General features: G+C 51.7%; 24 protein-coding genes. 20 read left to right on the top strand and 4 right to left on the bottom strand.

What is annotated here, in order from left to right; all coding sequences use genetic code 11:
- The first annotated feature begins 177 nt into the window (after positions 1–177).
- Positions 178–1,074 carry a LysR family transcriptional regulator gene (locus tag AC6HVW_RS15080; RefSeq protein ID WP_024482999.1) on the top strand — a complete coding sequence of 299 codons (897 nt, stop codon included), beginning with the start codon at positions 178–180 and terminating at the stop codon, positions 1,072–1,074.
- A gap of 19 nt (positions 1,075–1,093) precedes the next feature.
- Here AC6HVW_RS15080 and AC6HVW_RS15075 read toward each other — a convergent pair whose 3' ends face one another.
- Both AC6HVW_RS15075 and AC6HVW_RS15070 read right to left on the bottom strand, forming a co-directional pair.
- A complete protein-coding gene (locus AC6HVW_RS15075; protein ID WP_071682078.1) occupies positions 1,094–1,576 on the bottom strand; it encodes a FidL-like protein in 483 nt (160 codons plus the stop codon).
- A gap of 14 nt (positions 1,577–1,590) precedes the next feature.
- Positions 1,591–2,400: a winged helix-turn-helix domain-containing protein gene (locus tag AC6HVW_RS15070; RefSeq protein ID WP_039995567.1), complete on the bottom strand. Its 810-nt coding sequence runs from the start codon at positions 2,398–2,400 to the stop codon at positions 1,591–1,593.
- 377 nt (positions 2,401–2,777) lie between these two features.
- Between AC6HVW_RS15070 and AC6HVW_RS15065 the strand changes: the two genes are divergently transcribed.
- The 9 genes from AC6HVW_RS15065 to AC6HVW_RS15025 all read left to right on the top strand — a co-directional run bounded on the left by AC6HVW_RS15065 (position 2,778) and on the right by AC6HVW_RS15025 (position 11,723).
- On the top strand, positions 2,778–3,389 hold the full coding sequence (locus AC6HVW_RS15065; protein ID WP_497569513.1) for a helix-turn-helix transcriptional regulator: 612 nt from the start codon (positions 2,778–2,780) through the stop codon (positions 3,387–3,389).
- Positions 3,390–3,691: 302 nt separating this feature from the next.
- Positions 3,692–5,866 (top strand): PA5441 family protein, encoded by a 2,175-nt coding sequence (locus AC6HVW_RS15060; protein WP_497569512.1) that lies wholly within the window; start codon positions 3,692–3,694, stop codon positions 5,864–5,866.
- Positions 5,836–6,612 carry a DUF3142 domain-containing protein gene (locus AC6HVW_RS15055; protein ID WP_071682076.1) on the top strand — a complete coding sequence of 259 codons (777 nt, stop codon included), beginning with the start codon at positions 5,836–5,838 and terminating at the stop codon, positions 6,610–6,612. Before AC6HVW_RS15060 ends, AC6HVW_RS15055 begins: the two co-directional genes overlap by 31 nt.
- Positions 6,605–6,859 carry a type II toxin-antitoxin system Phd/YefM family antitoxin gene (locus tag AC6HVW_RS15050; protein WP_071682075.1) on the top strand — a complete coding sequence of 85 codons (255 nt, stop codon included), beginning with the start codon at positions 6,605–6,607 and terminating at the stop codon, positions 6,857–6,859. The genes AC6HVW_RS15055 and AC6HVW_RS15050 overlap by 8 nt, the downstream gene beginning before the upstream one ends.
- 367 nt (positions 6,860–7,226) lie before the next feature.
- Complete coding sequence (locus tag AC6HVW_RS15045) at positions 7,227–8,273, top strand: LacI family DNA-binding transcriptional regulator (protein ID WP_021806804.1); 1,047 nt, start codon at positions 7,227–7,229, stop codon at positions 8,271–8,273.
- A 123-nt stretch (positions 8,274–8,396) separates the two neighbouring features.
- Positions 8,397–9,704, top strand: a complete 1,308-nt coding sequence (locus AC6HVW_RS15040; RefSeq protein ID WP_497569511.1) for an MFS transporter — start codon at positions 8,397–8,399, stop codon at positions 9,702–9,704.
- 35 nt (positions 9,705–9,739) lie between these two features.
- Positions 9,740–10,504: an SDR family NAD(P)-dependent oxidoreductase gene (locus tag AC6HVW_RS15035; protein WP_071682073.1), complete on the top strand. Its 765-nt coding sequence runs from the start codon at positions 9,740–9,742 to the stop codon at positions 10,502–10,504.
- A gap of 89 nt (positions 10,505–10,593) precedes the next feature.
- Positions 10,594–11,019: an RbsD/FucU domain-containing protein gene (locus AC6HVW_RS15030; protein ID WP_071682072.1), complete on the top strand. Its 426-nt coding sequence runs from the start codon at positions 10,594–10,596 to the stop codon at positions 11,017–11,019.
- 131 nt (positions 11,020–11,150) lie between these two features.
- Complete coding sequence (locus tag AC6HVW_RS15025; protein WP_497569510.1) at positions 11,151–11,723, top strand: DJ-1/PfpI family protein; 573 nt, start codon at positions 11,151–11,153, stop codon at positions 11,721–11,723.
- Between the two features lie 32 nt (positions 11,724–11,755).
- Here the strand turns inward: AC6HVW_RS15025 and AC6HVW_RS15020 are convergent, their stop codons facing one another.
- Both AC6HVW_RS15020 and AC6HVW_RS15015 read right to left on the bottom strand, forming a co-directional pair.
- The gene (locus tag AC6HVW_RS15020; RefSeq protein WP_071682070.1) at positions 11,756–12,535 is read right to left on the bottom strand and encodes a helix-turn-helix domain-containing protein; all 780 of its coding nucleotides are present in this window, start codon (positions 12,533–12,535) and stop codon (positions 11,756–11,758) included.
- A 117-nt stretch (positions 12,536–12,652) separates the two neighbouring features.
- The gene (locus tag AC6HVW_RS15015; protein WP_059201791.1) at positions 12,653–12,973 is read right to left on the bottom strand and encodes a FaeA/PapI family transcriptional regulator; all 321 of its coding nucleotides are present in this window, start codon (positions 12,971–12,973) and stop codon (positions 12,653–12,655) included.
- Between the two features lie 762 nt (positions 12,974–13,735).
- On the opposite strand from AC6HVW_RS15015, the gene AC6HVW_RS15010 reads away from it, so the two are divergent.
- The 10 genes from AC6HVW_RS15010 (at position 13,736) to macB (ending at position 24,789) form a co-directional block, all read left to right on the top strand.
- Entirely contained in the window at positions 13,736–14,272 is a 537-nt protein-coding gene (locus AC6HVW_RS15010; RefSeq protein WP_024482986.1) for a fimbrial protein, read from the top strand.
- Positions 14,273–14,341: 69 nt separating this feature from the next.
- The gene (locus AC6HVW_RS15005) at positions 14,342–14,875 is read left to right on the top strand and encodes a fimbrial protein (protein ID WP_071682069.1); all 534 of its coding nucleotides are present in this window, start codon (positions 14,342–14,344) and stop codon (positions 14,873–14,875) included.
- A gap of 122 nt (positions 14,876–14,997) precedes the next feature.
- Positions 14,998–17,574 carry an outer membrane usher protein gene (locus AC6HVW_RS15000; protein WP_081367032.1) on the top strand — a complete coding sequence of 859 codons (2,577 nt, stop codon included), beginning with the start codon at positions 14,998–15,000 and terminating at the stop codon, positions 17,572–17,574.
- A gap of 8 nt (positions 17,575–17,582) precedes the next feature.
- Entirely contained in the window at positions 17,583–18,332 is a 750-nt protein-coding gene (locus tag AC6HVW_RS14995; RefSeq protein ID WP_024482983.1) for a fimbria/pilus periplasmic chaperone, read from the top strand.
- A gap of 64 nt (positions 18,333–18,396) precedes the next feature.
- Entirely contained in the window at positions 18,397–18,933 is a 537-nt protein-coding gene (locus AC6HVW_RS14990) for a fimbrial protein (RefSeq protein WP_497569509.1), read from the top strand.
- Positions 18,934–18,946: 13 nt separating this feature from the next.
- Positions 18,947–19,435 (top strand): fimbrial protein, encoded by a 489-nt coding sequence (locus AC6HVW_RS14985; RefSeq protein WP_071682068.1) that lies wholly within the window; start codon positions 18,947–18,949, stop codon positions 19,433–19,435.
- A gap of 14 nt (positions 19,436–19,449) precedes the next feature.
- The gene (locus AC6HVW_RS14980) at positions 19,450–19,980 is read left to right on the top strand and encodes a fimbrial protein (RefSeq protein ID WP_071682067.1); all 531 of its coding nucleotides are present in this window, start codon (positions 19,450–19,452) and stop codon (positions 19,978–19,980) included.
- 79 nt (positions 19,981–20,059) lie between these two features.
- Complete coding sequence (locus AC6HVW_RS14975) at positions 20,060–20,887, top strand: MrpH family fimbial adhesin (RefSeq protein ID WP_059201785.1); 828 nt, start codon at positions 20,060–20,062, stop codon at positions 20,885–20,887.
- Between the two features lie 846 nt (positions 20,888–21,733).
- Positions 21,734–22,843, top strand: coding sequence for a macrolide transporter subunit MacA (gene macA, locus AC6HVW_RS14970; RefSeq protein WP_071682066.1), 1,110 nt, complete (start codon positions 21,734–21,736; stop codon positions 22,841–22,843).
- Positions 22,843–24,789 (top strand): macrolide ABC transporter ATP-binding protein/permease MacB, encoded by a 1,947-nt coding sequence (gene macB, locus AC6HVW_RS14965; RefSeq protein ID WP_071682065.1) that lies wholly within the window; start codon positions 22,843–22,845, stop codon positions 24,787–24,789. Before macA ends, macB begins: the two co-directional genes overlap by 1 nt.
- Positions 24,790–24,857 lie beyond the last annotated feature (68 nt).

Raw genomic sequence — 24,857 nt, 5'->3', positions numbered from 1 at the left:
TGTAATTAGTTGCTAAAAAGCTGTGAAATGCGCCTATTGAGCGCAATACTGCGTGTAAATAAGCGAAATGATGATTGGGTTATTTATTTTGTTTTTTTCGAATGTACACAATGGTATCGGGTTAAATAAGATGCCAATATCTTGCTACTGATAAACAACGGTTATCGCAAATCGCCTATGCCAGCCTCGATAAAATTGCACCAGTTACGCGCCTTTGTGGAAGTCAGCCGCCAGGGCAGTATCCGCGCCGCGAGCCGTACCTGTAACCTTTCCCAGCCTGCGTTGACCAAGTCGATTCAGGAGTTGGAAGAGGTGCTCGGCGCCAAGCTGTTTGTCCGCCGCAGCAAAGGGGTGGTATTAACCGACTGCGGCGATAACTTTTTTCAGCATGCCAGCCTGATCCTCGAAGAGCTGCGTGTAGCGCAGGAAGATATTCAGCAGCGGTTGGGGCTAGCGGGCGGCTCGGTCAATATCGGCGTTGGTGGCAGCGTTGCTCGCACGGTAATGCCGAAAGTGATCACCCAGTTTCACCGCGAATATCCCAATGTGAAGGTGCGCATCGTGGAGGGGCAACTGGTCTCGATGATCCCGGAGCTACGCCAGGGGGAGTTGGATTTTACCATTAATACCTACTACCCCAGCAGCATGGACAATGAGTTGAGCTTTGAGCGGCTGATGGAAAGAGAATACAAGGTGGTGGTACGCAAAGGGCACCCTTGTGAGAACGCCCGTACGCTCAAGGAGTTGCAACATTGCGATTGGACTATGCCAACCCCTAATGGCAGCTACTACCGCCTGCTACATGAACTGTTTGGTGATATGGGGATGGCACCGGCGATCAGCGTCACCTGCGAAACCTTTATGGCCTGTACCAGCCTGGTGGCGCAGAGTGACTTTGTCAGCATTCTGTCGGTTGATGTGATTTCCGATCCTATCCTGGGCCGCCATCTGGTCGCGTTGGAATTGGACGAAGCCTTACCACAAGCGACCTTCTACCTGATCCAACGTAAGGATACGACGCTCACGCCGATGGGCGCCTACCTGGCCCGCCTGTTCAGGCAGCATTGCCGGTAGCTGCCTCTGCGTGGTGCCGCTAGCGGCGAATGCAGACGATCAGAGGATTAGTAAACCCTTTGAAGATTATAGCGTTGTTTTTGAGTGCTCTGACCTTGGAGTAAAACTCAATGCCTGGGGTTTGCGGTAACACTCTGTTCTGCCATAAGTCTTCAGGTAAGGTATCCATGGCGTGCCTCTCCGTACGGGTAAAGACGGCTTTATTGATGTTGTCCAGTTCGGACGGTTCCAAGGTAAAATGGATGGATCTCCTCATAATATAGTGGTTCCCTTGATGCTTGACCGAGCCTAGGAACTTCATGATCCCGCTATGTTTAGAAGAGTAGATGACGTCGATATGGGTATTGACCTCGACCTCATCATCATTATCACCCTTGACTCCCAGATGGGAGAATATCTGAGCATCACAATGGAATGGCTTATAAATCAGTAATTGATACGTATAAAAAAGCAGGGCACCTAGACTTATAATCAACAACAAGGCTACGGCGAACTTTTTCATATTATTACTCTTTACTACTCTATTGTTTTGTAATTTAAGCAATTTCTATACCTGGATGTGTCAATTTTACTACAGGCTGCGAGCAGTTGAACTCTAAGACGTTCGTTATCAGGGTGCGCTTCGGCATAGAAAACATCCAGGTCTTCCCGCGAACAATCTATCCCTTCTTTTGTCATCTCGTTGATGATTTTAGCCGTATAGTCTTTATCTGGCTTGTTGTCATTCAAGTTGTAGATGCTGCATTTTTCATGTAACACCAGAAAGTTAACGCTTTCTTTTTTGGTGTGTACCAGTGTGGTCATGCCGATCAGCGTGGTCAATAATAGTAACAGTGCCAGCACGAAAGACAGCATACGGTGTTTCTTTAGCGACAAATAGAGTGAACTACGATCCTTTGGTTCGCTGATTTCTACAGACATGCCGATAGGGTTAACATTTAACCCCTCATTGATCATGACGTTATCATCGCTTGGTACCTGTTCAGTGATGACTGCCTGAACCGGGTGGATCTCTGCGTCTATCCTAAATCCAACGCGGGGCACCGTAAAGATAATATCCTTACTAACTCCAAGGGTGATGAACGCCTTTCTTAGCTCACTAATATGATTATTCAGGCTGGCATTGGACGGTGAAAAGCCATAATCCTCCCACACGTTTTTGAGGATGTCATCGCGCACCAGATTGATTCTATTGTTATTAATCAGCTCACTTAACAGGCGGGTGGCTGGCTTAGATAATTCAACAGACTGCTGTGTATCGCTTTTTAAGATTAATAATCTATTGTCCGGATCAAACGTCACTGTAAGATTTATTATATATTTCATGGTAGTAGCCTAACATCCTTGGTACTTGCTATGTGTTGCACTCAACTATAAGAATAGTCTTGGTATGTCAATTTATGGGGAATTTAGTTGCAATACGCACTCTGAGTCAACCCTTGTCTTCACTATTTTTTTAGCCAAAATAATTTACTGAAAATTAGCCAGAATTACCTGCTTACTAGGTGGTTGCAAACCAATCAAAAAAGATTTATTATTTTATTTTTACGTAATTAACAGCATTAAATGCTAATTAATCATCATTATTTGGGTTATTTTGCTTTATATTTTTTTGGCCTATAACATGGATCCTCCGTCGAAAACAGGATTTCTCGGTGGCAGATAAATGAGCGAAATGAAATTGGTTGCTTTGAGGGAATAAAATGAAACCGCATATTGTTATTGCCATTCAGGATACCAACCGCTTTTATGCATTAGGGATGCAACATATTTTGCAGGCCTATTTCCAGAAAAAGGATTGCACATTGAGCTTTGTGTCGCTTTCCTATGAGACGACAATCGACCTGCTGGTTTGGGCTAAATCCAACAACGGACCGGTGCTGGCCAATCGCCTATGGGAACAAAGGGTAAACGGGCTGTTTGGGACGATTGTTGTACGGGAAAATACCATTGAGGATATTAAGCTAGTCAAGCCTGAGCATAATGGCGCCAGTGTATTAGGCCGTAGAGAAACGGTTGAGGCGGTGGTACGTTTGCTAGAGCAGATGTTTGATTGTGCGTGCTTCCAGCATTTCCAGGCAGTAAGGAAAAGAGCTTGTTTTAGTCTGAAATTGACTGCGCGTGAGCGGGATATTTTACAGGGGATCAGTAAAGAACTTACGCCCAGTCAAATTGCCAATAAGCTGTCGCTCAGTGTCAAGACCGTCAGCACCTATAAACTCACTGCGATGCGTAAACTGGGCTTTAAACGTAATTGCGAATTATATTACTGGTTGCAACAGGGGAGGCTGGAGGTGGAAAAGTGTACGCGATAAACTCGGTATTTTGTCGTTGCATAGGGTACCGTAATTCATCATGCCGATCGGCGTGATTGGCTTTACCTTACTGGGTGGGCCGAAGGGGGGGAACGCAGCGATCATCCTTACCTGCTATGTGTATGCTCCGGCTTCTGTGCGCTGCTCTGGTCCAAACTGCCTGCATCAATAGCGCCCACTGGGATAGATTCTTAATCATGCCGGTTTTTTTGCCATATTGTTTTTTCTTAATGCTTACGACACTATTCCAGACAAAATTCACTCGGGATGAGAGTGAGCACTGGAGATAAGTAAGGATATCGATGAAAAAACTCATAGTAGCCGCGGTGGTGTCAACCATCGCTGGTACCAGCCAGTTCGCACAGGCCTCTTCCGATGAAACTGGCTGCCGCTGGAGCGACTATTGCGCAATGAGCGGTGTGCCCTACCTGGCCGCCGATAATGACACCCGCGTCAATCTGCTGATGCTGGCAGCGGGAATGCGCAATCTACCCGTAGCACTGTCGTCGTTGCCGCAGGATATTAGCCGTAGCAGAGGATACACGTTTGGCGTGTTCCCTGGGGAAACCGCGCCTGCAACCGATCAGCCCACCGCACCAGGCCAAACGGCACCACAGGACGATCCCCTTGATGCGCTAGCATTAAGCCTGGGCATTAAACCGTCGGGGTTAACCGGAGTTTCAACAGAAAATGAGGGGCGTTGGGTTTCCAATAATCCAGACTCATTGAGCCAATTCTTCCAGGCTCTGCTGGCCGATCAGCAGCTAGATCAGGCCGAACGCGATTTACTGGCGTTGCGCCGGGCCAAAATTTACCGGGGTGAAGCGCAGCCGGAGCAATTTTTACCTCTGATGGCAAGCTATGCCGCAGTTTCCCATGCGGCGGCGTTCAGAGATTATCTCACCAGTGCGGAACAATTTTACCAGGGGCAGTTTGCCGATGCGGATGCCGGGTTCCAACGGCTTAAAGAGTCGGATCAGCCATGGGTAGCAGAAACCGCCGCTTATATGCTGTTCCGCGTGGCCTTGAACCAGATCACTGAAAATGCGACGGATCAGTACGGCATGTTCGATCCGCAGCGGGCCGATAAAGAGGCGGGCGCCCTGGCATTGCAACGTGCGCAGGCCTATCTGGCCGCTTATCCCAAAGGCGAATATGTGGCTTCCGTGCAGGGATTGCAGCGCCGGGTGAATTGGTATCTGTCCGACTGGCCGCGTTTGGCGCAGCTGTATGAAAGCGAGATCACCGCCGCCACCGATATCAATACGCTTGGCGCGATGATTGATGAAGGAGACCAAATTCTGCTGAGCCGCAACATTCCTTATGACAGTGCAGAGCCACCTTTTGTCAGCAGTGCCGATGCCCCGTTGTTGACCTTCACCCAAACCATGAAGTGGCTGCGCAAATACAATCTCGATAACCCATCGATGCCGAAAGTGACCGATGAGATGCTGCAGGGGTACAAACCGATGTTTGTTGCCGCCAATCAGTTGCCGCTCTGGGAATATATGCATAATGCCTGGCTGTTCTATCAGCAAAAGGATTATGCCGCGGTCACCAAGGCGATCCAGCCAGCGGCACAGCTGGCAGCAAACGATCTCATCGCGTTCAGCCAGCAACTCCTTTACGGCGATGCCCTGGTGATGCAGGAAAACTGGCAGGGTGCAGAAGCCCATTGGCGTCATCTGCTTGGTATGAAACTTGCCCCTTATCAGCAACAGTATCTGCAACTGATGTTGGCCACCGCCTTGGTGCAGGAAAATAAAACCGCGGCTATTTTTGCCCCAGACAGCCCAATCAATAACCTGCGTTACCGCTCAGTGGTGCTCAAAAGCCTGGCCAATAAAGCGTTGCTGCAACAGCAGGCCGCTGGCGCGCCTAACGATGAAGAAAAGACCATCGCACTGCATACGCTGTTGTTCAAGGATTTGATGGTGGGCGACTATCAGGGGTTTATTGACGACAGCCAACTGAAAAAACACATCAAACAGACGCCTGAGCCGCAGGTATTTGGTGATGTCGCACTCAGCGTTTTCGATTGGGATGGCAGTCGGAGCGAGCCTGGCTATTTCTGTTCATCTTTAGACGCTAACGTTGCCGTGTTGGCGAAGAACAAGAGCGATCCACATGCCATGAACTGCGTGGCTGAGTTCTTGCGTACCACCTTTGCCGATATCAGCACCGAAGCGGAAATGGGGGGCAATGAACAGTTGGATGACTTGGCTGGGGCCGAACTGAGTAAAGATAAAGCGCATGGCAGATTAAAATATTATCAGCAAGTGATCGCCGATCCCAAGGCTGAACCGGAAGATAAAACCTATGCGCTGTACCGGGCGGTGATGTGTTTCTCTCCTTCCGGCTACAACAGCTGCGATCGGCAGGAGATCTCGCAAAAAACTCGCCAACGCTGGTTTAACCTGTTGAAGAGCCAGTATAAAGGTAACCAATGGGAACAAAAGCTCAAATACTATTGGTGATGCGGTTTTTGCTGCTGCTGTGGTTGCCGATCTTTGCAACCGCCGCAGCGGCGGATAACGCAGCTGGCCGATATGTGAATGCGCATGATTACCGCGCATTCTGGCTTTGGTCCGGCGTTTGGCCGCAGCCTGCGTTGCAGCAGGCCGATCTGCTCTATCTCCATCAGGGTGAAATCGTGAACGGCCGCCAGGGCGCTCGTTTTCTGAAGTTGGGGTTGCCGTTGAGCAAGCTCCAAGCACCCGCCATCTGGATCACCGTACGTGTCGCAACCCTGGATATGTCTGACGAGGTATTGGCCTCGGCGGTGCGCATGCCTGCCCGTTGGGCTGCGGCAGGCAATCGGGTGGTAGGGCTACAGATCGACTTTGATGCGGCAACCTATCAACTGGATAAGTACTCGGAGTTTCTCGACAAGCTGCGCGGTCGGTTACCCAAAGAATATGCTTTGGGAGTGACCGGCCTGCTCGATTGGGCAAAGACCGGCAACGTCAGCCAGTTGAATGCGTTACCAATCGATGAGTTGGTGATCCAAACCTATCAGGGGCGGCGCACGTTCACGGAATATGAACGCTATCTCCCCGCGCTGCTTAAGCTGCAAATTCCCTTCAAAATCGGTCTGGTGCAGCAGGGTGACTGGAACAGCGAATGGCAACGGCGGTTGGCCACATCGCCTTATTATCGTGGCGAGGTGGTTTTTTTGTTGAATACCACTAGGAAAACGTCCTTAGGAGATAACAATGATTAACTTTACGGCCAGTCAGGCCAAAACCCAGTTTAAACAAATGATGGCTACAGCCCAGCGTGAACCAGTTTGTATCACCCAAAACGGTAAACCCTCCGTAGTGGTCATGCCTGTTGAGGACTACAATGCGTTTGCAGAGTTTAAGCTACAAAACCTGTGCGCCAAGCTTGAGCACTCTATTAATCAAGCCAAACTAGGACGGTTACATGATGGGGAGTTGGTATTTGACGAACTGATAAACGATATATGATGGGTTAGTAGCCTACTTCAATCGACCATTATATGTGAGGCGCTGCATGCCGTACCCATCCAAATCCCGTACCAGCCTTTAACCCCACCACTAAACACTGACTAAACAGCCGGGGATTTTACCCGTGTTTAGTAATGCCATGGCGCTGGGCTTGATAGCTTTCACAAAAGCATCACGCAACTGCGGCACGGCCAGTAAAGTCGCTTGATTGAGTGATATCTCCGCTATAAATTGATCTGCATCGTTTCACTAAAACGATACAGATAATGCCAGGTCATATATTTAATGTGTTGATTATACTGTTATTTAATGGCATTCCGTGCGTAAGTTAACCAATTAACGTCAGCACCGGAGGGGGAGCGAAAACATGGCCAATATTCGTGATGTCGCACATCTCGCTGGTGTTTCCGTGAGCAGCGTTTCCAACGTGTTAAATGGGCGCAGCAATCAAATGCGCCCGGAAACCCGACTGCGTATCGAACAGGTGATGCGCGAATTGAACTATCAACCCAACAGAGTGGCGCAGCAGTTGAAAACCGGGCATGCCCGGATGATCGGTCTGCTGGTTCCCTCGATCGTCAATCCCAGCTTTTCTGCCCTGGCTCGCGAGGTTGACCTGGCGGCTAAAGAACACCGCTATCGGGTGTTGTTGGGCAACACCTATCGGCAAGAAGATGAAGAGCGCACCTTTATCGAAGATATGTTCGCCCATGGAGTGCGCGGCATTATCGTTGCGGCGAGTGATATCCGTAAGACCCATTTTGCACAAGCCGCCGAAATGGGAATGATGATCGTCAACTACGATAACCGGATGGCGGGGAGCTTCACTGCTGATGCCCGATTATTCGACAGCGTCTCAATGGACAACGTAGAGGCCGGGCGGCTGGCGGCTCAACACCTGATCGAACGCGGTTGCCGCAATATCGTCTTTGCCACAGAAGCCAGCCTGACCATGAGCCGCAGCCATAAGATTGAAGGGTTTCTCACCGTAGTGCGTAATCATCGGCTGCCCGCTCAGCAGCGGGTAATAGAAGGCAAAGCTAGCGGAGAGTATGGCGATACCGAGATGGCCGAACTGGGTTTTACCCTCGCCGCTCAGGTACTTGCTCTTTCTCCGCGCCCGGATGGCGTGGTGGCTATCAACGATGCTCTGGGCATCGGCCTGCTGGCAGGGCTGCGGGAGGCTGGAGTGGCGGTGCCTGGTGAGATATCGGTGGTGGGTATCGACAATATTCCGCTCTCGGGGCTGGTGTGGCCAGCGCTGACCTCCGTCATGCCGCCGCTTGCCGAGATGGCTCAGGTGATGGTCGAGCGCTTATTGCAACGCGTAGGGGATCCTACATTAGTCCCTGAAGAGTTTATTTTCCCGCCGACGTTAGTCAGCCGCCAGTCGGTAATAACCATTACGCCATAACGCGAATAGCGTAACGAGAACGATTAAATAGCATTACTTATTATCAGGTAAATATACCTGTATCCATCAGGCATGCCTGTAGCAGATTATTATTCCGATTAACAACATTGGAAGTATTCTATTATGCAAAAAAGAACGCCTCAGGAAATTGAACGCAGTGCCATTAGGAAAGTGACGCTGAATATTGTCCCGTTAATGATCTTATTATACTTTCTGGCTTTTTTGGATCGTAATAATATGGCCTATGCGGCAATTGCTCTGGAAGATAGCCTGGGGTTAACCGCCTCGGCCTTTGGCTTTGCCTCTGGGATATTTTTTATCGGCTATTTTATGTTTGAGATCCCCAGTAATGCGGGAACCATCAAGTTTGGCCCACGTATCTGGTTTGCCAGGATCCTTATCACCTGGGGAATATTTGCCGTGCTGATGGGTTTTGTCCGCACGCCGATGGAGCTGTATATCTGTAGGTTTATGCTGGGAGTCTGTGAGGCGGGATTTTTCCCCTCGGTCGTCTATTACTTCACGGTATTTTTCCCGGAGAAGTACCGCACCAAGATCCTCGGCATGTTTATCATCGTACAGCCGTTGTCGAACGCTATCGGCTCACCGATTTCCGGGCTGATCCTTAACATCGAACATGGCTGGTTTGGCCTGGAACCCTGGCAGTGGCTGTTTATCCTCGAAGGTGTTCCACCGGTGATTATTGGCCTGTTTATTCCTTTTATTATCAAGAATTCACCGAAGGATGTGGGCTATCTCGATGTGGAAGAGAAAGCCTGGCTAATGGACAACGCCACCCGCAGCAAATCGGGTTCCAAGGTCAAGCTGTCTGATTTCGTGCAGGGGATAAAAAATAAAAAGTATCTGTTATACGCCATGTTGAATTTTGGCATGGTGTGTGGGATCTACGGCTTCGGGATGTGGCTGCCCTCCATCATCACAGCTATCTCCGGGGATGATATTTTCCACGTGAGCCTGATTGCCTTTATTCCCTACGGATTGGCCGCCTTGCTGGTTTATCCGTGGAGCCTGTGGGCCAGTAAAAGCAAAAAAATCGGCGTGTTTGCCGGCATCAGCATGATTGTCGCCGCCTTTGGCCTGATAGGTGCCGTGGTGTTCTTTAACTACAACGTATTTGTCGCACTGATGTTCCTGAGCGTTGCTGCGATAGGTATCTATACCTCGGTTCCTTCATTCCTTTCCATGCCCGCCAATATTTCTACCGGGGCGGCAGCAGCGGCCGGACTTGCGGTGGTGAGCTGTATCGGCAATATCGGAGGTTTTGTCGCGCCTTACGTGGTCGGGTTATTAAAGGACGTCACTAACAGTAATACTCCGGGGCTGGTTTTCCTGTCGCTGTGTTTATTGGTTACCGGATTGTTCTGCATTTTTTACTGTGCCAAACAGCGTGAAGGCGTTATTCGCTCATAACTGGTTTTATCTACAAATAATCGAGAGGCAATAAAATGGGAAATTTAACGGGTAAGAAAGTATTTATTACCGGGGCCGAGCAGGGGATTGGCAAAGCTACCGCAGAGCAGTTGATTAACGCCGGGTGTGACATCTACATCCACTATTTCAGCGGCGAAGAGGGGCCAAAGGAACTGGCTGAGTTAGCCCATTCACGCGGCCAACGTGCCGCCTATGGTTATGCAGATTTAACCGATACCGCAGATACCCAGCGATGCGTCTCTGCCGCCGCCGAGTTTTTGGGGGGGGTAGACATACTGATCAATAACGTGGGCGGCATTATCGCCCGTAAATGGTTAGGCGCGATCGACCGTCAATTCTGGCAGACGGTGATTGATGTCAATATGACGACCATGCTGAACGTCACGCAAAGCGCGCTACCTTACTTAAAAAGCGCCAAGGACGGAGCCAGCATCGTCAATCTGGCCTCACTGGCTGGCCGTTCCGGCGGGCATTCTGGTTCACTGGTTTACTCCATGGCCAAAGGGGCGGTATTAACCTGGACCCGCTCCCTGGCGGCGGAACTGGGAGAACATGGCATCAGGGTCAACGCGGTAGCGCCGGGGCTTATTCTTGGCACTCGCTTCCATAACCTGCATACCAGTAAAGAATCTGCCGATGAAACCATCCACGGCATTCCCCTTGGCCGCGCGGGGAGCCCGGAGGACGTTGCTCGGGTGATTAAATTCCTCGCCTCGGAATATGACGGCTTCGTCTCTGGCGCCACCATTGATATTAACGGCGGCATTTACCGTATGTGAGCCTACCCAGCCGCTGATAAACCGCAACCGATTCAATACGTAGGGGCGCTGCATGCTGCGCCCACCTGTCTTCCCTACTGGAAAGCACTATGATCAAGGCCGACATTATTCATCCGCAACTGTTGTGCGCCCTGGCGCTGTGCGGGCATAAAACCCAGATCCTCATCGCCGATGGTAACTATTCGTTCGTCACCAACTCGTCGAAAGAGGCCACTATTATCTATCTGAACCTTGCTCCTGGAATGATTGCCAGCAGCGTGATATTAGCGAAGGTGCTTAAACACATTAACGTGGAACACGCCTCAATGATGGCCTGGCCGCAGGACTTCACTAACACCATCGCTACCGAATATCAGCAACTGCTGCCTGACGGTTGCCCCATCGATTACCTCAACCGCGAGGCTTTCTATCATGCGGCAAAATCACAGGAGACATTACTGGTTATCGCCAGCGGTGAGATGCGGCGCTTTGCCAACCTGCTGCTGACTGTGGCACCGGTTTCACTGGCTGATTGAATGCGGGTTATCTTTGCAGGAGGGGGCCTCTGTTGGCTACTGACAGAAACTGTCAACAGTGCAGGTTACTCTTGGTTTTTGCGGGTAGGAAAATCCTGAAAATTGCCCCCATTACTGACAAGGACACTCCGATGATACGTGCTATTACTCTCCTGACTGAAAACTTTTCCGATTGGGAAACCGCTTTGATCAATTCGACGGGGCGTGGGTACTACGGTTTTGACTGCCGTTTTGCCACTCCTGGCGTAGCCCAGGTCACCTCTTCAGGTGGCATGCTGGTTTCCCCCCATCTGGCAATAGAAGCCATTCAGCCTGATGAAGTCGATCTGCTGATTGTCTGCGGGGGCACTATCTGGCAAACCGCACTGGCACCGGATATCACCGCCTTGGTTACTGCGGCTTATCAAAGTAACGCTATCGTCGCGGGGATTTGCGATGGCACTCGCGTTTTAGCGCAGGCGGGCGTGCTTGATGAGGTCCGCCATACTTCCAATTCGGCAGAAAACCTGTTGAGCCTGAACTATGGCGGTGCGCAATACTATCAGGATGTGCCTTATGCCATCGCCGATCGGCGCGTTATCACGGCACCAGGTACCGCACCGGTCAGCTTTATGGCCGCAATCTTGCGTACTCTGGGTCTGGGGGATGAAAACCTCAATGCCTATCTTGCGATGCATGCTGCGGAGCACCGCAAGCCAGGCTAGTCCACTGTTATAAATAGCCTCCGAGAACCCCCTCACGTTGAGACAGGCTCTCTCTGGACAAGGGGGTCTGGTTGTTTGTGCGCAGGCAAGGCCGCATAAGGGCGGTCTTTTCTCTGCCGTACCACTAACTGTGCCGGAGAGATGAGAGTGGTTTCTGCGGGCACCTTTGGTTGCAGTGGCAAACGTGGCAGATTGATTGACGACCGTTCGTTCAGATAGTGTCCTCCCCCCTGCAGCAGCCATTGATACAGCTCCTGATTGCATCTGAAATTGAGCTTGCGCATGGCGTTCTGCTTATGGGCATTGGCGGTTTTATTGCTGATTTGCAAATAGTTGCCGGTATCCTGCCCGTTCATTCCCATGTGTATACAGCGCAACACCTCCTCTTCCCGCGACGTCAAAGGAGACATACATGTGCAATCGTGGCTTGATGCTATTAGCGATGCGAAGGGCGAAAACAGCACGCTATCCAACCGCTCGTATAATGAGGATAACGGCTGGTGGCGGTACAGCGCCCTGGTATGGCATTGTTCGCAATGCACTCTTGGCTTGGGCTGGTTTTTGTTGCGCCCCTGCTCAGTGATAAAGAATACCATCGGATGATTTTTCCGCTGATGTAAGCGGTAATGCCATGGGTAGCTAGTGACCAGATCGCCCAGGAAAATGATGTCGATATCGCTGCCAACCTGTGTTTCCTCAAGCAGACGGATGTCCTGCTGATGGGCCTGAAAATAGGCTTGCAGCCCCAGGCCCAGACCATAGGTAAAATAACGGTCAGCATCGATTATCATGATGGACAGAGGGTGTTTCATGGCATGAGTTCCTTTCAACCGGCGTGTCTGCCTGACGTAGCTCACAGCGGCAGACACGGGATAGATAAATGTCAGTAGAAAAAAATCAAACACAAGTCAGAAGGGGGATCAGCCTATTTAGCCTTCCGCCGCAACGGGCTGCGCTTCCCTTTTTTCATGATGCTTAGTTGATGGCGAGGGTTCAGCAATATACCAGCGTAAACTGTTATTGACAGCGCCAGAGGTAACATAAGCTTTTTTGTTTTCCACTAATCGCAGCAGATAGTAACGAGCAAGGTATATTGTCGTTTCGGAGTATTCTGCGATTTCCCGTGTTTTGGGCCATTGAACCTGCGGGGGAACGCCTGTGTGATGAATGTCGCGCTTGCAAAGGGTTTGTAGAGCAATAAAAACATTATTTAGCTGCTTTTCCCTTTCTTTATTGGTGCGATAAGACATGTCACTACCTCCTTTTAATGCGTCTTGATGGGTGCTATTCGAAATGGAATAATCCTATGCTGCTGGCTTTTGTTGCTAACTTTTCTAGGTGATCACAGGGGAATACTGTCAGAATCATAACCCCCATTTCTTCCTTATGAGGCGTCAGTTTACCATTCTAAGCTATCATGGACTATTGTTTCGTGAAAACCAAATTTACGATCAATGAGTTCGCAAATATCGCATTTTGCAGCATAAAATACTAAGTAATTCGTTTTTGCGACCGGACTCGTCGCAATAAGAATATTCTTGCATATAAATAAGGTTTTTATGGCGAAATTGCTATGTTTGGAAAACAACACTTTCAAAATTTAGAGGTATTTGCAATAATTTTTTGGCGACAGGAGATGAGGTTGTCCGATGGAATGGTGTGAGAATTTTCCTATCATAAATACCCTGATCAATGATTAAATTGGTGTGTGGCTGCTTTATGGTTGAAATTCTATCTATTCAAAGGTGTCGCATAAAGTTGTATTTTAATAATTCGCTTTATTCATCGGATGAAGCGCCGGAAGAGACTTGTCTTTTCTGGTGAGCTATCCCCTTCGCAAATAAAGGGGAAGGAAAGGGATGCCTTCTTTTATACCAAATGAAAGGATGCTGCCGGGTATATCCATTACCGCCAAATAAAACAGCGTTGTTCTGATAGGCACCGTTTTAATTGTGTCGGGATAGGTATGTCTGGATTTCTCGTTAAATTAACGTTTTAAGGATAAAGAAAACATGAAACTGACTAACATTGCGCTGGCTACGGTTCTGTCTCTGGGTATGGTCTCTCTGGCAAATGCTGATGCGGGTTCGGGCAAGGTAAATTTCGAAGGTAAAATCATTGATGCACCTTGCTCTATCGCTCCAGAAAGCCTGGATCAGACCAAGAGCTTTGGCCAGGTGGCGAATGTGGCTCTGGTGAACGGCGGTAAATCCAGCGTTCTGAACTTCGATATCAAACTGCAAGGTTGCGATATCTCTAGCAAGAACAAGGTACAGGTCACCTTCGCTGGTCCAAATGGCGGCGCAACTGGCACCACCAACACCTTGCTGGCTATCACTGGCGTGGCAAAAGGTGCAAGCATCGCGATGTTTGATGGTTCTAATCAACCTATCACCCTGGGTACTGCGACTACCGTCCAGAACCTGATCGCTGGTAACAACACTCTGAGCTTCTCCGCCTATCTGCAGGGGCATGCCGGTACTACGTTGGCGGATATCGAGGAAGGTGACTTCACCTCGACCACTAACTTTACCCTGGCATACAACTAATAGTCGGTGTGACTGCATGCGGTTTCCGCATGCAGTTTTTGCTGTTCTTGTTGATTACGGGAGCCAGGGATGTCGGTGAATAGTTTTACGGCTACCTCGTTGTTTTTACTGGTGGGTGCGATGACTGCACTGCCGGTTTGGGGGGGCAGCCAGCTCAGCATGAACGGGGCGATAGTCGCCACCGCCTGCGATATTGACACCACGAGCCGAGACCAGACCGTTGATATGGGCACGCTGCCCTTTGATCGGATTGTGAATGACAGTCAGGCATTGTCGCGGCCATTCAGTATCCGGTTGGTGAACTGCACGCTTAAGCACAGCAACAATAACATTCTGGGCAAGCAGCACTTTCGCGTCACGTTTGACGGCCGCAATGAGGATGGGCACTTCGGTGTTGAGGGAGAGGCACGTGGCGTAGCGCTGGTGCTGAACGATGCGTTGGGGAATGAGGCCGTTCCAGGTAAGGAGTTGCCGCCGCAGACGCCGGTGTTGCAGGGCAAAGAAATGCTGCTGAATTACAGCGCACGCATGGTTGCCAACAACCAGCCGTTGCAGACGGGCACCTATAGCGCTCAGGTGCGCTACCAGTTGGAATATCACTGAGCTGCAGGCTGACATGATAACGGATAGTCAGCACGCCTAGACAGATTGACTTCTCCGGCAGGGTATTCCCTTTAATAACAACCATAACGCCCGGGAAAGTTTTAACGCATAAAGGTCAATGGATGATGAGCACCCCACTTGTAGGAGTACAGGTTCCGCGCACCCGCTTGTTGCCGCTGTTGATTGCGCTGGCACTGGTGAATGGCCAGGTTTCTGCCGCAAAACCTATCGAATTCAATACCGACGTGCTCGACGTTCAGGAGCGCGGCAATATCGATTTGGGACGTTTTTCCCGCAGTGGTTACGTGATGCCGGGTGAATACAGCCTGCTGATTAACGTCAACCAGCAAGAACTGCCTGAACAGACGATCCCATTTTATCCCACGGACAAAGATCCAAACGTGACCGAAGCCTGTTTGTCTGCCGCTCTGGTGGAACAAATGGGGCTGAAAGAGGAATTTACCCGCGATCTGGCCTGGTGGCATAACGGGCAATGCCTGGTGATCGGTAGCCTCGAGGGGATGACGGCGCGTCCCGAGCTGGGCAGCAACACACTCTATCTCAGCGTTCCGCAGGCTTACCTGGAATACAGCTCTCCCGATTGGGATCCTCCCGCACGCTGGGATAACGGTATTCCTGGGCTGCTGCTGGATTACAACCTCAATGCTCAGAGCCAACGTCAGGATCAAAACGACAACGTCGAGAAAGGCTATAACCTGAGCGGCAACGGTGTGGTGGGTGCTAATGCGGGAAGCTGGCGGCTGCGTGCCAGTTGGCAGACGCAGATTGACCATCAAACCGGCTCTGGGCAGTCCAGCCAGCGCAACTTTGAGTGGACACAGTATACCGCTTACCGGGCGATCGCGCGGCTACGTGCCAAATTGACGGTGGGTGAAGACTTCCTGAACTCCGACATTTTCGACAGCTTCCGTTACACCGGGCTAAGCCTGGTAAGCGACGACGCGATGCTGCCGCCGAACCTGCGCGGCTATGCGCCAGAGGTGAGCGGCGTGGCACGTACCAACGCCCGTGTGGTAGTCAGCCAGCAGGGGCGGGTGTTGTATGAATCCCTGGTGCCTGCTGGCCCGTTCCGTATTCAGGATCTGAGCAACGCGGTATCGGGGCAGATGGACGTGCGGATCGAAGAGCAGGACGGCAGCGTACAGGCGTTCACTATCAGCACGGCGAGCATCCCTTATCTGACCCGGCCGGGAATGGTGCGCTACAAGCTGGCGAGCGGGCGGCCAACAGATTGGCGGCACCGTACGCAAGGGCCGCTATTTGGTAGCGGTGAATTCTCTTGGGGCGTCAGCAATGGTTGGTCACTGTTCGGCGGTGGTGTGGTGGCCGGTGACGAGTACAACGCGTTGGCGGTGGGGATTGGCCGCGACCTGATGGCGTTTGGCGCACTGTCGTTTGACGTAACCCAATCGCGGGCTAATTTGCCTCAGGGGGAGACCTTGAGCGGTGGCTCTTATCGTTTGCGCTACTCGAAGAACTTTGACCAGATTGGTGGCCAGGTGACCTTTGCCGGTTACCGCTTCTCTGAACGTAACTTTATGTCTATGGGGGAATTCCTGGAGATACGTAACCTCGGAACCCGCAGCCAGAGCAGCAAAGAGATGTACACGGTGTCCTACAGCCAGCAATTCCGCGATATAGGACTGACGGCCAACCTGAACTATGACCACCAGACCTATTGGGATCGGGACGCCAACGATCGCTACAGCCTGTCACTGATGCGCTACATGGATATTGGCCGCTTCAAGAACCTCAGCCTGTCGATGACTGGCTACCGTAACCAGTACAACGGGCAGAATGACGACGGGGTGTTCCTGTCACTGTCGCTGCCGTGGGGTAACAGCGGTTCGATGAGCTACAGCGGCACGCTGGATCGCAATGACAACACCCACCGGGTCAGCTACTCAGACCGGGTCGGGGATCGTGGCAGCTATCAGGTGAGCACTGGCTTTACTCGCAAAGGGCCATTGGCCAGTGGTTTCTATAGTCACGAGGCGGATTGGGCGCAGATTAACGCCACCGCCAGTGCTCAATCCGGGAGCTACAGCACGGTGGGGTTGGCATTGCAGGGCGGGGTAACGGCGACTGCGGAAGGTGCAGCAATGCACCGGGTCGCTATTCCGGGCGGTACCCGTTTGCTGGTCGACACCGACGGTGTAGCCAATATCCCAATCCGTAACTACGGTGCCCCAGTGCGCACCAACCGCTACGGCAAAGCCGTAGTGGCTGACATGAACAGCTATTACCGCAACCGGGTGAATATCGATCTGGATAAGCTGCCGGATAACGCCGAAGCGATGAAGTCGGTGGTGCAGGCCACGCTGACGGAAGGCGCGATAGGCTATCGCCGGTTTGACGTGATAGCGGGTGAGAAGGCCATGGCGGTGATCCGTCTGGCAGATGGCACGATGCCGCCGTTTGGGGCAACGGTGCAGAACCTGAAAAAACGCGATGTGGGGATCGTCAGCGACGCCGGCAGCGTATACCTGAGTGGTATTGAGCGCGGTGAAACGATGACGGTTCACTGGGATGAACAGGCGCAGTGTGAACTGACATTACCGGCGGTATTGCCAGCGAACGGCATGGCTGAACTCTTGCTGCCTTGCCGGGCGATAACCGCGAAAAAAGACTCCACAGACCTGGCCGCAATACAGAAAAAGGCTGAGACAATACAATGAGATACGAAATGACGAAAACCAATACGGGGATGGCGCTGGTCGCCGCAACCTTACTGTGCGCGCTGACCACGCAGGCCCAGGCGGCGATCGCGCTAGATCGTACCCGGATCATCTTTCCTGGCGGCGATAAGTCGGTCAGCCTGAGCGTCAACAATGACAACCCGCAATTGCCCTATCTGGCTCAGGGCTGGATAGAAGACACCAAGGGCAACAAGGTGACCAGCCCGTTAACGGTACTGCCGCCGGTACAGCGCATCGAACCGGGTGCCAAGAGCCAGGTGAAGGTACAGGCGTTACCGGTATTGAGCCAACTGCCACAGGATCGGGAAACGCTGTTCTACTTCAACCTGCGTGAAATCCCGCCGAAGAGTGACAAGGCTAACACCTTGCAACTGGCGTTGCAGACGCGCATCAAACTGTTCTATCGGCCAAAAGCGCTGGTGAAAACGGTCACCGAGATGGCGACACCGTGGCAGGACCAACTGACGTTGACCAAGCAGGGCGACAAGTATGTGGTGAACAACCCGACGCCGTACTACGTGACGCTGGTGGATGCGGGCAGCAGAAAGGGCGTTAGTGCAACGGGTTTTGAGCCGCTGATGCTGGAGCCGAAAAGCAGTGCTCCTTTAGGTATTAGCGCGTCGGTATTAGGGGGATCGCCAGTGCTGACCTACGTCAACGATTATGGCGGCCGCCCAGTGCTGACGTTCCGTTGCGGCGGATCGGACTGCCAGGTGGAACCGGCGAAGAAGAGTTAATTGAAACCGGTCGTGCCAGGTTACAGGGAGAGGGCGCGGGGTCAGGTCTGCAAGGAGAGAACGTATGCAACAATATTATCCTGTTCCTGGTAAGCATCGCCGGGGGAGCATGAGATCGAGGGCCTCAGGCTATTGTCTTGCCGGGGTGCTATTCAGTGTCTTACTGACCAGCGTTCCGGTCAGCGCGATGCCAGTGAATATCAGGGGAACCGTTATACTGCCACCGCCCTGTACGATTAATAATAATCAAACTATTTGGGTGGACTTTGGCGATGAGGTGATGACTACGCGGATTGATGGCGTCAACTATAAGCAGACCATTGCCTATAGCCTGAGTTGTGACATCCAGAAATCCAACGATCTCAAAATGAGCATTCAGGGCGGCACTGCGGGCTTTGGGACCGGATTATTGAGCACCAATAAAGGTGATTTGGGTATCGCTTTGTACTATGGGACGCAACGGTTAAATATCAATACCTGGTTTAACTACACCTATCCCAATCAACCGGTGCTGTATGCGGTGCCGGTCAAGCGTAGCGGGGCCACCTTGACGGGGGGCGAGTTTACCGCCTCCGCCACGTTATTAATTGATTACCAGTAAGGGAGCACAAGACATGCGAATTCTACTGTTATCCCTACTGACCGCGGGTATAAGTGGCTTGTTATCTACCGCATTTGCCGCAGGGGGCGATATGAGGTTTCGAGGAACGCTGCTCGAACCACCACCTTGTAGCATTAATAGCGGTAATAATATCATCGTTGATTTTGGCCTTAAGGTGGGTGTCAAAAAGGTGGATGGCGTTAACTATATGCAGAACATTAATTATGATCTGGTTTGTGAGCCAAATACCCATGGTTGGGCGTTAAAATTGAAGCTTACGGGGAACCCCGTTTCTTTTGATAACGCCGCGGTGCGAACCAATATTAACGGGCTGGGAATTAAAATCCTGCGTGACGGTCAACCCTTTGTTATTGGCAGTGAAATAACCATCACGCCGGCCAGTAAACCCCAGCTTAAAGCCGTGCCGGTGCAGCAGACGGGCATAGTATTAACGGAAGGCGCGTTTGAAGCAATGGCAACGCTGCAGGCCGATTATCAATAACAGGGAGGTATATCATGCGATTTTCGGCACTGTTACTATCCCTGACTGTAGGGCTTGGCGGTTTATCCAGCGTATCCGAGGCGGTTGATAACGTACGCTTTAGAGGCGCTTTGGTGGCTGACCCTTGCACATTGCGAGTCACGGATGAAAATATCAATATCGATTTTGGTTCGATCGTTGAGAAATACCTTTATATCAACACCCGTACGTTAGGGGTGCCGTTGGTATTACATCTCGATGATTGCGATCTTAGCCTGGGAAATATGGTGAAGCTGACCTTTTCCGGTACGGAAAATAGCAGGTTGAACGGTCTGTTGGCGATATCCGGGGCGAGCCAGACCAGCGGTATTGGCATAGGTATTGAAACGCAGCAGGGAAATAAGGTCGCGATCAATACCGGCCGCTATAACCAAGGGCTGATCGCGGGCAATAATACCATTAGCCTGCGGACCTATGTGCAGGGTGAACCCGATGCGATTAGCCAAAAAACTATTAACCCTGGTGACTTTACCGCCAGCGCAACGTTTTTATTGGAATACGAGTAGCCCGTAATACGGCTTACCCTGAAATCGACAGCGTGGTAAATAAATACGCGGTAGATAAGGGATGATCACAGGGGTAGTTATGCAAGCCATTAAAGCGATACTTTTTGCTGTCACGTTGCTGACAACGTATAGCGCCAATAGCGCGATTTATTCTTATATTACCCGTAGTGAGGGGACACCCGAGAACGCCAAATATTGGTGGACTATTGAATACTGGGATACCGTCGATGCTACACCCAATCCGTGTTATGGCTGGGGGCAATGTACGGTATTTATTGGCCACCGGCACAGTGATGCTGGTGAGGCGGGTCCTGGTGTTTCAGATGGTGTCGAATACCTTGACGGTATCCAGAATTTGCGTACAGTAGGCGACGTGGGGGCGGCTTTTCAGCGTAAGTATTCGCTCCCCCGCAGCGGAACTCAGAATCACGTTGGCCCAGCGGTGACGCAGGAATGTGTAGGGATGTACTATAAAATGGCAACGGGAACTACCAGTGCCGGTGGCAGCACCATGATGCCCAGCAGCCTCTGCGGGATTGTACCGCCGCCGGTGGGTAAATGTGAATTTACTGAAACCAGCGTTGAACTGACCCACGGCCAGGTTCAATTGAGGGACATTGAAGGACATCAAGCCCGGCAGACCGGTTATATCCGTTGCACGCAAACAATGGACGTTATGGTCTACCTTGCTGGGTCGGCCGGAAACGGTATGGTCAACCTCAGAAGCGACGGCAGCCTGAAAACCCGCTTGACGATTGATGGAGTGAGTGGCTCAACCGGGGTCAGGATACATGCCTTGGCGTCGACCAAGATGCCGCTGGAGTTCGTCTCTACGCTGACAAAGGTGGGAGCCGTGGAAGCCGGTGATTTCTTCGGGTCGGCTACCGCTATTCTGACTATGCCATAGTGACTGATATCGGACGCGGCATGCGGTTGCTTCAACCGTATGCTGCGCCCGTTTAATCCAATCATCAGGTTTTTCTCACCGTAAGCTCCAGCGCCACGCCAATTAGCGTCATATTTTTACCGACTGTGCTTCTGTGACCTGGATCTTCTGCAGGTCAAAAATCTCCTTTTTTGTCTCTCAAGCAAGAGCGGGTGCCGGATAATTTGAAGAACGGGATTCAGCTCACTCTTATTCGCCCTCTAAAGGGGCTTTCATCTCAACTCAAATGCTTGGTTGAGGTCTGCATCGTGTTGGCATCAATGGTGCCAATAGATAACGCTATTAATAATTATCCTGAATACATCAATTGATAACTAATCATATTGTCTTATGTTTAAATAAGATGCTTCTTGTTTTGTATTAAGTAATAACTTAGATATTAAGAATGTACGACAGTGAATACAGGATTATTTGCCTGTTTGAGAGAAAATTCCATTTGAACTATCAGAAAGATTAATCAATAATGGTTGCCATTCAAAATTTCAATCAGTTCTATTATCACTCATGTCAATTTAAACGTATCGGCCCACTACCGGTTCGGCACACGATAGGGGGATCAGCGGCTTTGCTATCGGTCCTGCGCCATTGTGTTTTGATAAAAGCCATTCCCGAAGGGGGGTAAATGGTTTTATTTATAGCTTAAGCATTATAAAACAGAGGTAAGTTATAAGTAATATCAATAATAGGCTCGCTGCACATATTGGCCTTGGTGGAGGGGTATGTATTCACGTGATGGTTTATTTCGATGGCGGCTTTGCGGCTAGAAATTGGCAGGAATAGACGAAATAGTTAGGGAAAAATATCCATATGTTAAAAGGACGAACAAAACGTAAGCTGCTAGGGGGAGGCGCTTTAGTGGCGATTGCCATAGTGGCTTATTGGCATTTCAGCCAACCGCTACCTGCGGAGTTTAAAACGGTTAAGGTTACCCAGCGTGATTTTCAACAGAACGTTTTGGCGACCGGCCAACTGGATGCGGTACGCAAGGTTGATGTGGGGGCTCAGGTCAGCGGACAGCTAGAGAGCCTGAAGGTCGAGATTGGCGATAAGGTGCAAAAAGGCCAACTGCTCGGCGTGATCGATCCCCAACAGGCACGAAACAGCATTCGTGAAGGCGAGGCCACGCTACAGCAACTGCAAGCCCAACTGCAACAGGCACAGGCGGAGCAGCAACTGGCAGAGGTCACCTTGCAGCGTAACCGCGAACTGGCCAAGGTGCAGGCGGTATCGCGCCAGGATCTGGATAAATTGACCACCGAGCTGGCGGTGAAAAAGGCGCAGGTGGCAAACACCCGGGCGCAGATCGCCAAAAATCAGGCCAGCCTGGATACCGCCAAGATCAACCTGGCCTATACCCGCATTGAAGCGCCGATGGACGGTGATGTGGTGCAGATCACCACCTTTCAGGGCCAAACGGTGATTGCCGCGCAGCAGGCACCCAACATTCTGACGCTGGCAGATATGAGCACCATGCTGGTGAAGGCCCAGGTTTCCGAGGCGGACGTCATCCACCTCAAGCCGGGGCTGAAAGCCTGGTTTACCGTGCTGGGCGATCCGAACAAACGCTTTGAGGGCGTACTGAAAGACATCCAACCCACCCCTGAGAAAGTCAATAACGCCATTTTCTATTACGCGCGTTTCGAAGTGCCAAATCCGCAGGGATTGCTGCGCCTGCAAATGACCGCGCAGGTGCATATCCAACTGGCTGGCGCCAGCGATGCGCTGGTTATTCCGCTGGTAGCGTTAGGGGAGCAGATCGCCGATAACCGTTACCACGTTGCGGTGCTGCAACAGGGCCAGAAACAGCTGCGGGAGGTGACGATCGGCATGCGTAACAACCTGGATGTGCAAATTGTCAGTGGATTGACAGCCGGTGAAGAGGTGATTGTCAGCCGTGGCGGCGTGGAGGACAGCTGATGGCCGCACTGTTGGAACTGAGTGATATCCGGCGTAGTTATCAGTCCGGCGATCAGACCCTGGAGGTATTGAAAAGCGTCAGCCTGCGGATAGAGGCCGGTGAGATGGTGGCGATCATCGGGGCATCCGGCTCCGGTAAATCGACTTTGATGAACATTCTCGGCTGTCTGGACAAACCCAACAGCGGCATTTACCGCGTGGCCGGGCAGGACGTGGCCACGTTAAATGGCGATGCATTAGCCCAACTGCGGCGCGAGCATTTCGGCTTTATCTTCCAGCGTTATCATCTGCTGCCACATCTGAGTGCGGCGCATAACGTGGAGGTGCCAGCCGTTTACGCTGGGATGAATAACTCGGCACGGCATGCCAGGGCGGCGGCCTTGCTGCAACGCCTTGGGTTAGGGGAACGTATCGCCTATCGGCCAAGCCAACTGTCCGGTGGGCAACAGCAGCGTGTCAGCATTGCGCGGGCATTGATGAACGGTGGCCAGGTGATCCTGGCGGATGAGCCAACCGGTGCGCTTGATAGCCACTCGGGTAAAGAGGTAATGACGATCCTCAAGCAACTGTGCGAGCAGGGGCACACCGTGATCATCGTTACCCACGATCCGGCGGTAGCGCAGCAGGCCGAGCGGATTATCGAAATCCACGATGGCGAAATCATTGGTGATTCTCGGCCACAGGGGCAGGGCAAGGTACAGGCCAAATCGTTGGAACTGGCCGCACCAGCCCCGTCCTGGCAGCAGATGGCCGACCGTTTCCGGGAGGCGTTGTCGATGGCCTGGTGGGCGATGGCGGCCAACAAGATGCGCACCTTGTTGACCATGCTGGGGATCGTCATAGGCATTGCCTCGGTGATCTCGATCCTGGTGATAGGTGATGCAGTCCAACAGCAGGTATTGGCCGAGATCAAATCCATCGGCACCAACACCATAGATGTCTATCCCGGTAAGGATTTTGGTGACGATGATCCAACCCTCCGCCAGGCGTTGAAATATGACGATCTGAGCGCATTGGATGCACAACCTTATATCAGCGCGCTTTCTCCCATGACTCGCAGCAGCATGCGTCTGCGCTTTGGCAATATCGATGTGGCGGCTAATGTGGCGGGCGTCAGCGAGCAGTTTTTCCGGGTGTACGGCATGGAGCTTTCTCAGGGGGCGGCTATTGATGTCAGGCAGGTAGAGTCCCAGACGCAGACGGTGGTGATCGATACCAACACCCAGCGCCGTCTGTTCCCGCAACAAAAAAACGTGTTGGGTGAGGTGATCCTGATAGGCAATATGCCTGCGACCGTGGTGGGGGTGGCGAAGGAAAAGCAAACCATGTTTGGCAGCAGCAAGATGCTCAGCGTCTGGGTGCCTTATACCACGATGGCCAATCGCCTGATGGGCAACGACTACTTCGATTCGATCACCGTGCGTATCCGCGATGGCTATAACAGCCAGGAGGCAGAACAGCAACTGACGCGGTTGTTGACGCTGCGCCACGGCAAGAAAGACTTCTTTACCTACAACATGGATAGCCTGGTGCAAACGGCGGAGAAAACCACCCGTACGCTGCAACTGTTCCTGATCCTGGTGGCGGTGATTTCGTTGGTGGTGGGTGGGATTGGCGTGATGAATATCATGCTGGTCTCGGTCACCGAAAGAACGCGTGAAATCGGCATCCGCATGGCCGTAGGCGCTCGTTCCGGCGACGTCCTGCAACAGTTCCTGATTGAGGCGGTGCTGGTCTGTCTGGTGGGTGGGATTTTAGGGATCGCGCTTTCGTTCACCATCGGGTTACTGGTGCAATTGGCGATGCCGGGCTGGCAGATCAACTTCCCGCCGGTGGCTCTGCTGAGTGCGTTCCTGTGTTCCACCGGTATTGGTGTCGTGTTCGGTTACCTGCCTGCGCGCAGCGCTGCACGGCTCGATCCCATTGACGCATTGGCACGGGAATAATCAGCCAAACCCTAATTTCACCCTGATCCGCGAGTACTGCTGAACCCTCGGCACAATAACGTTCAGGT

This window comes from Serratia sp. NCCP-200 (assembly GCF_059697885.1).
The sequence above is the reverse complement of the archived record's forward strand: the minus strand, read 5'-3'. Positions and strand labels throughout refer to the sequence as shown.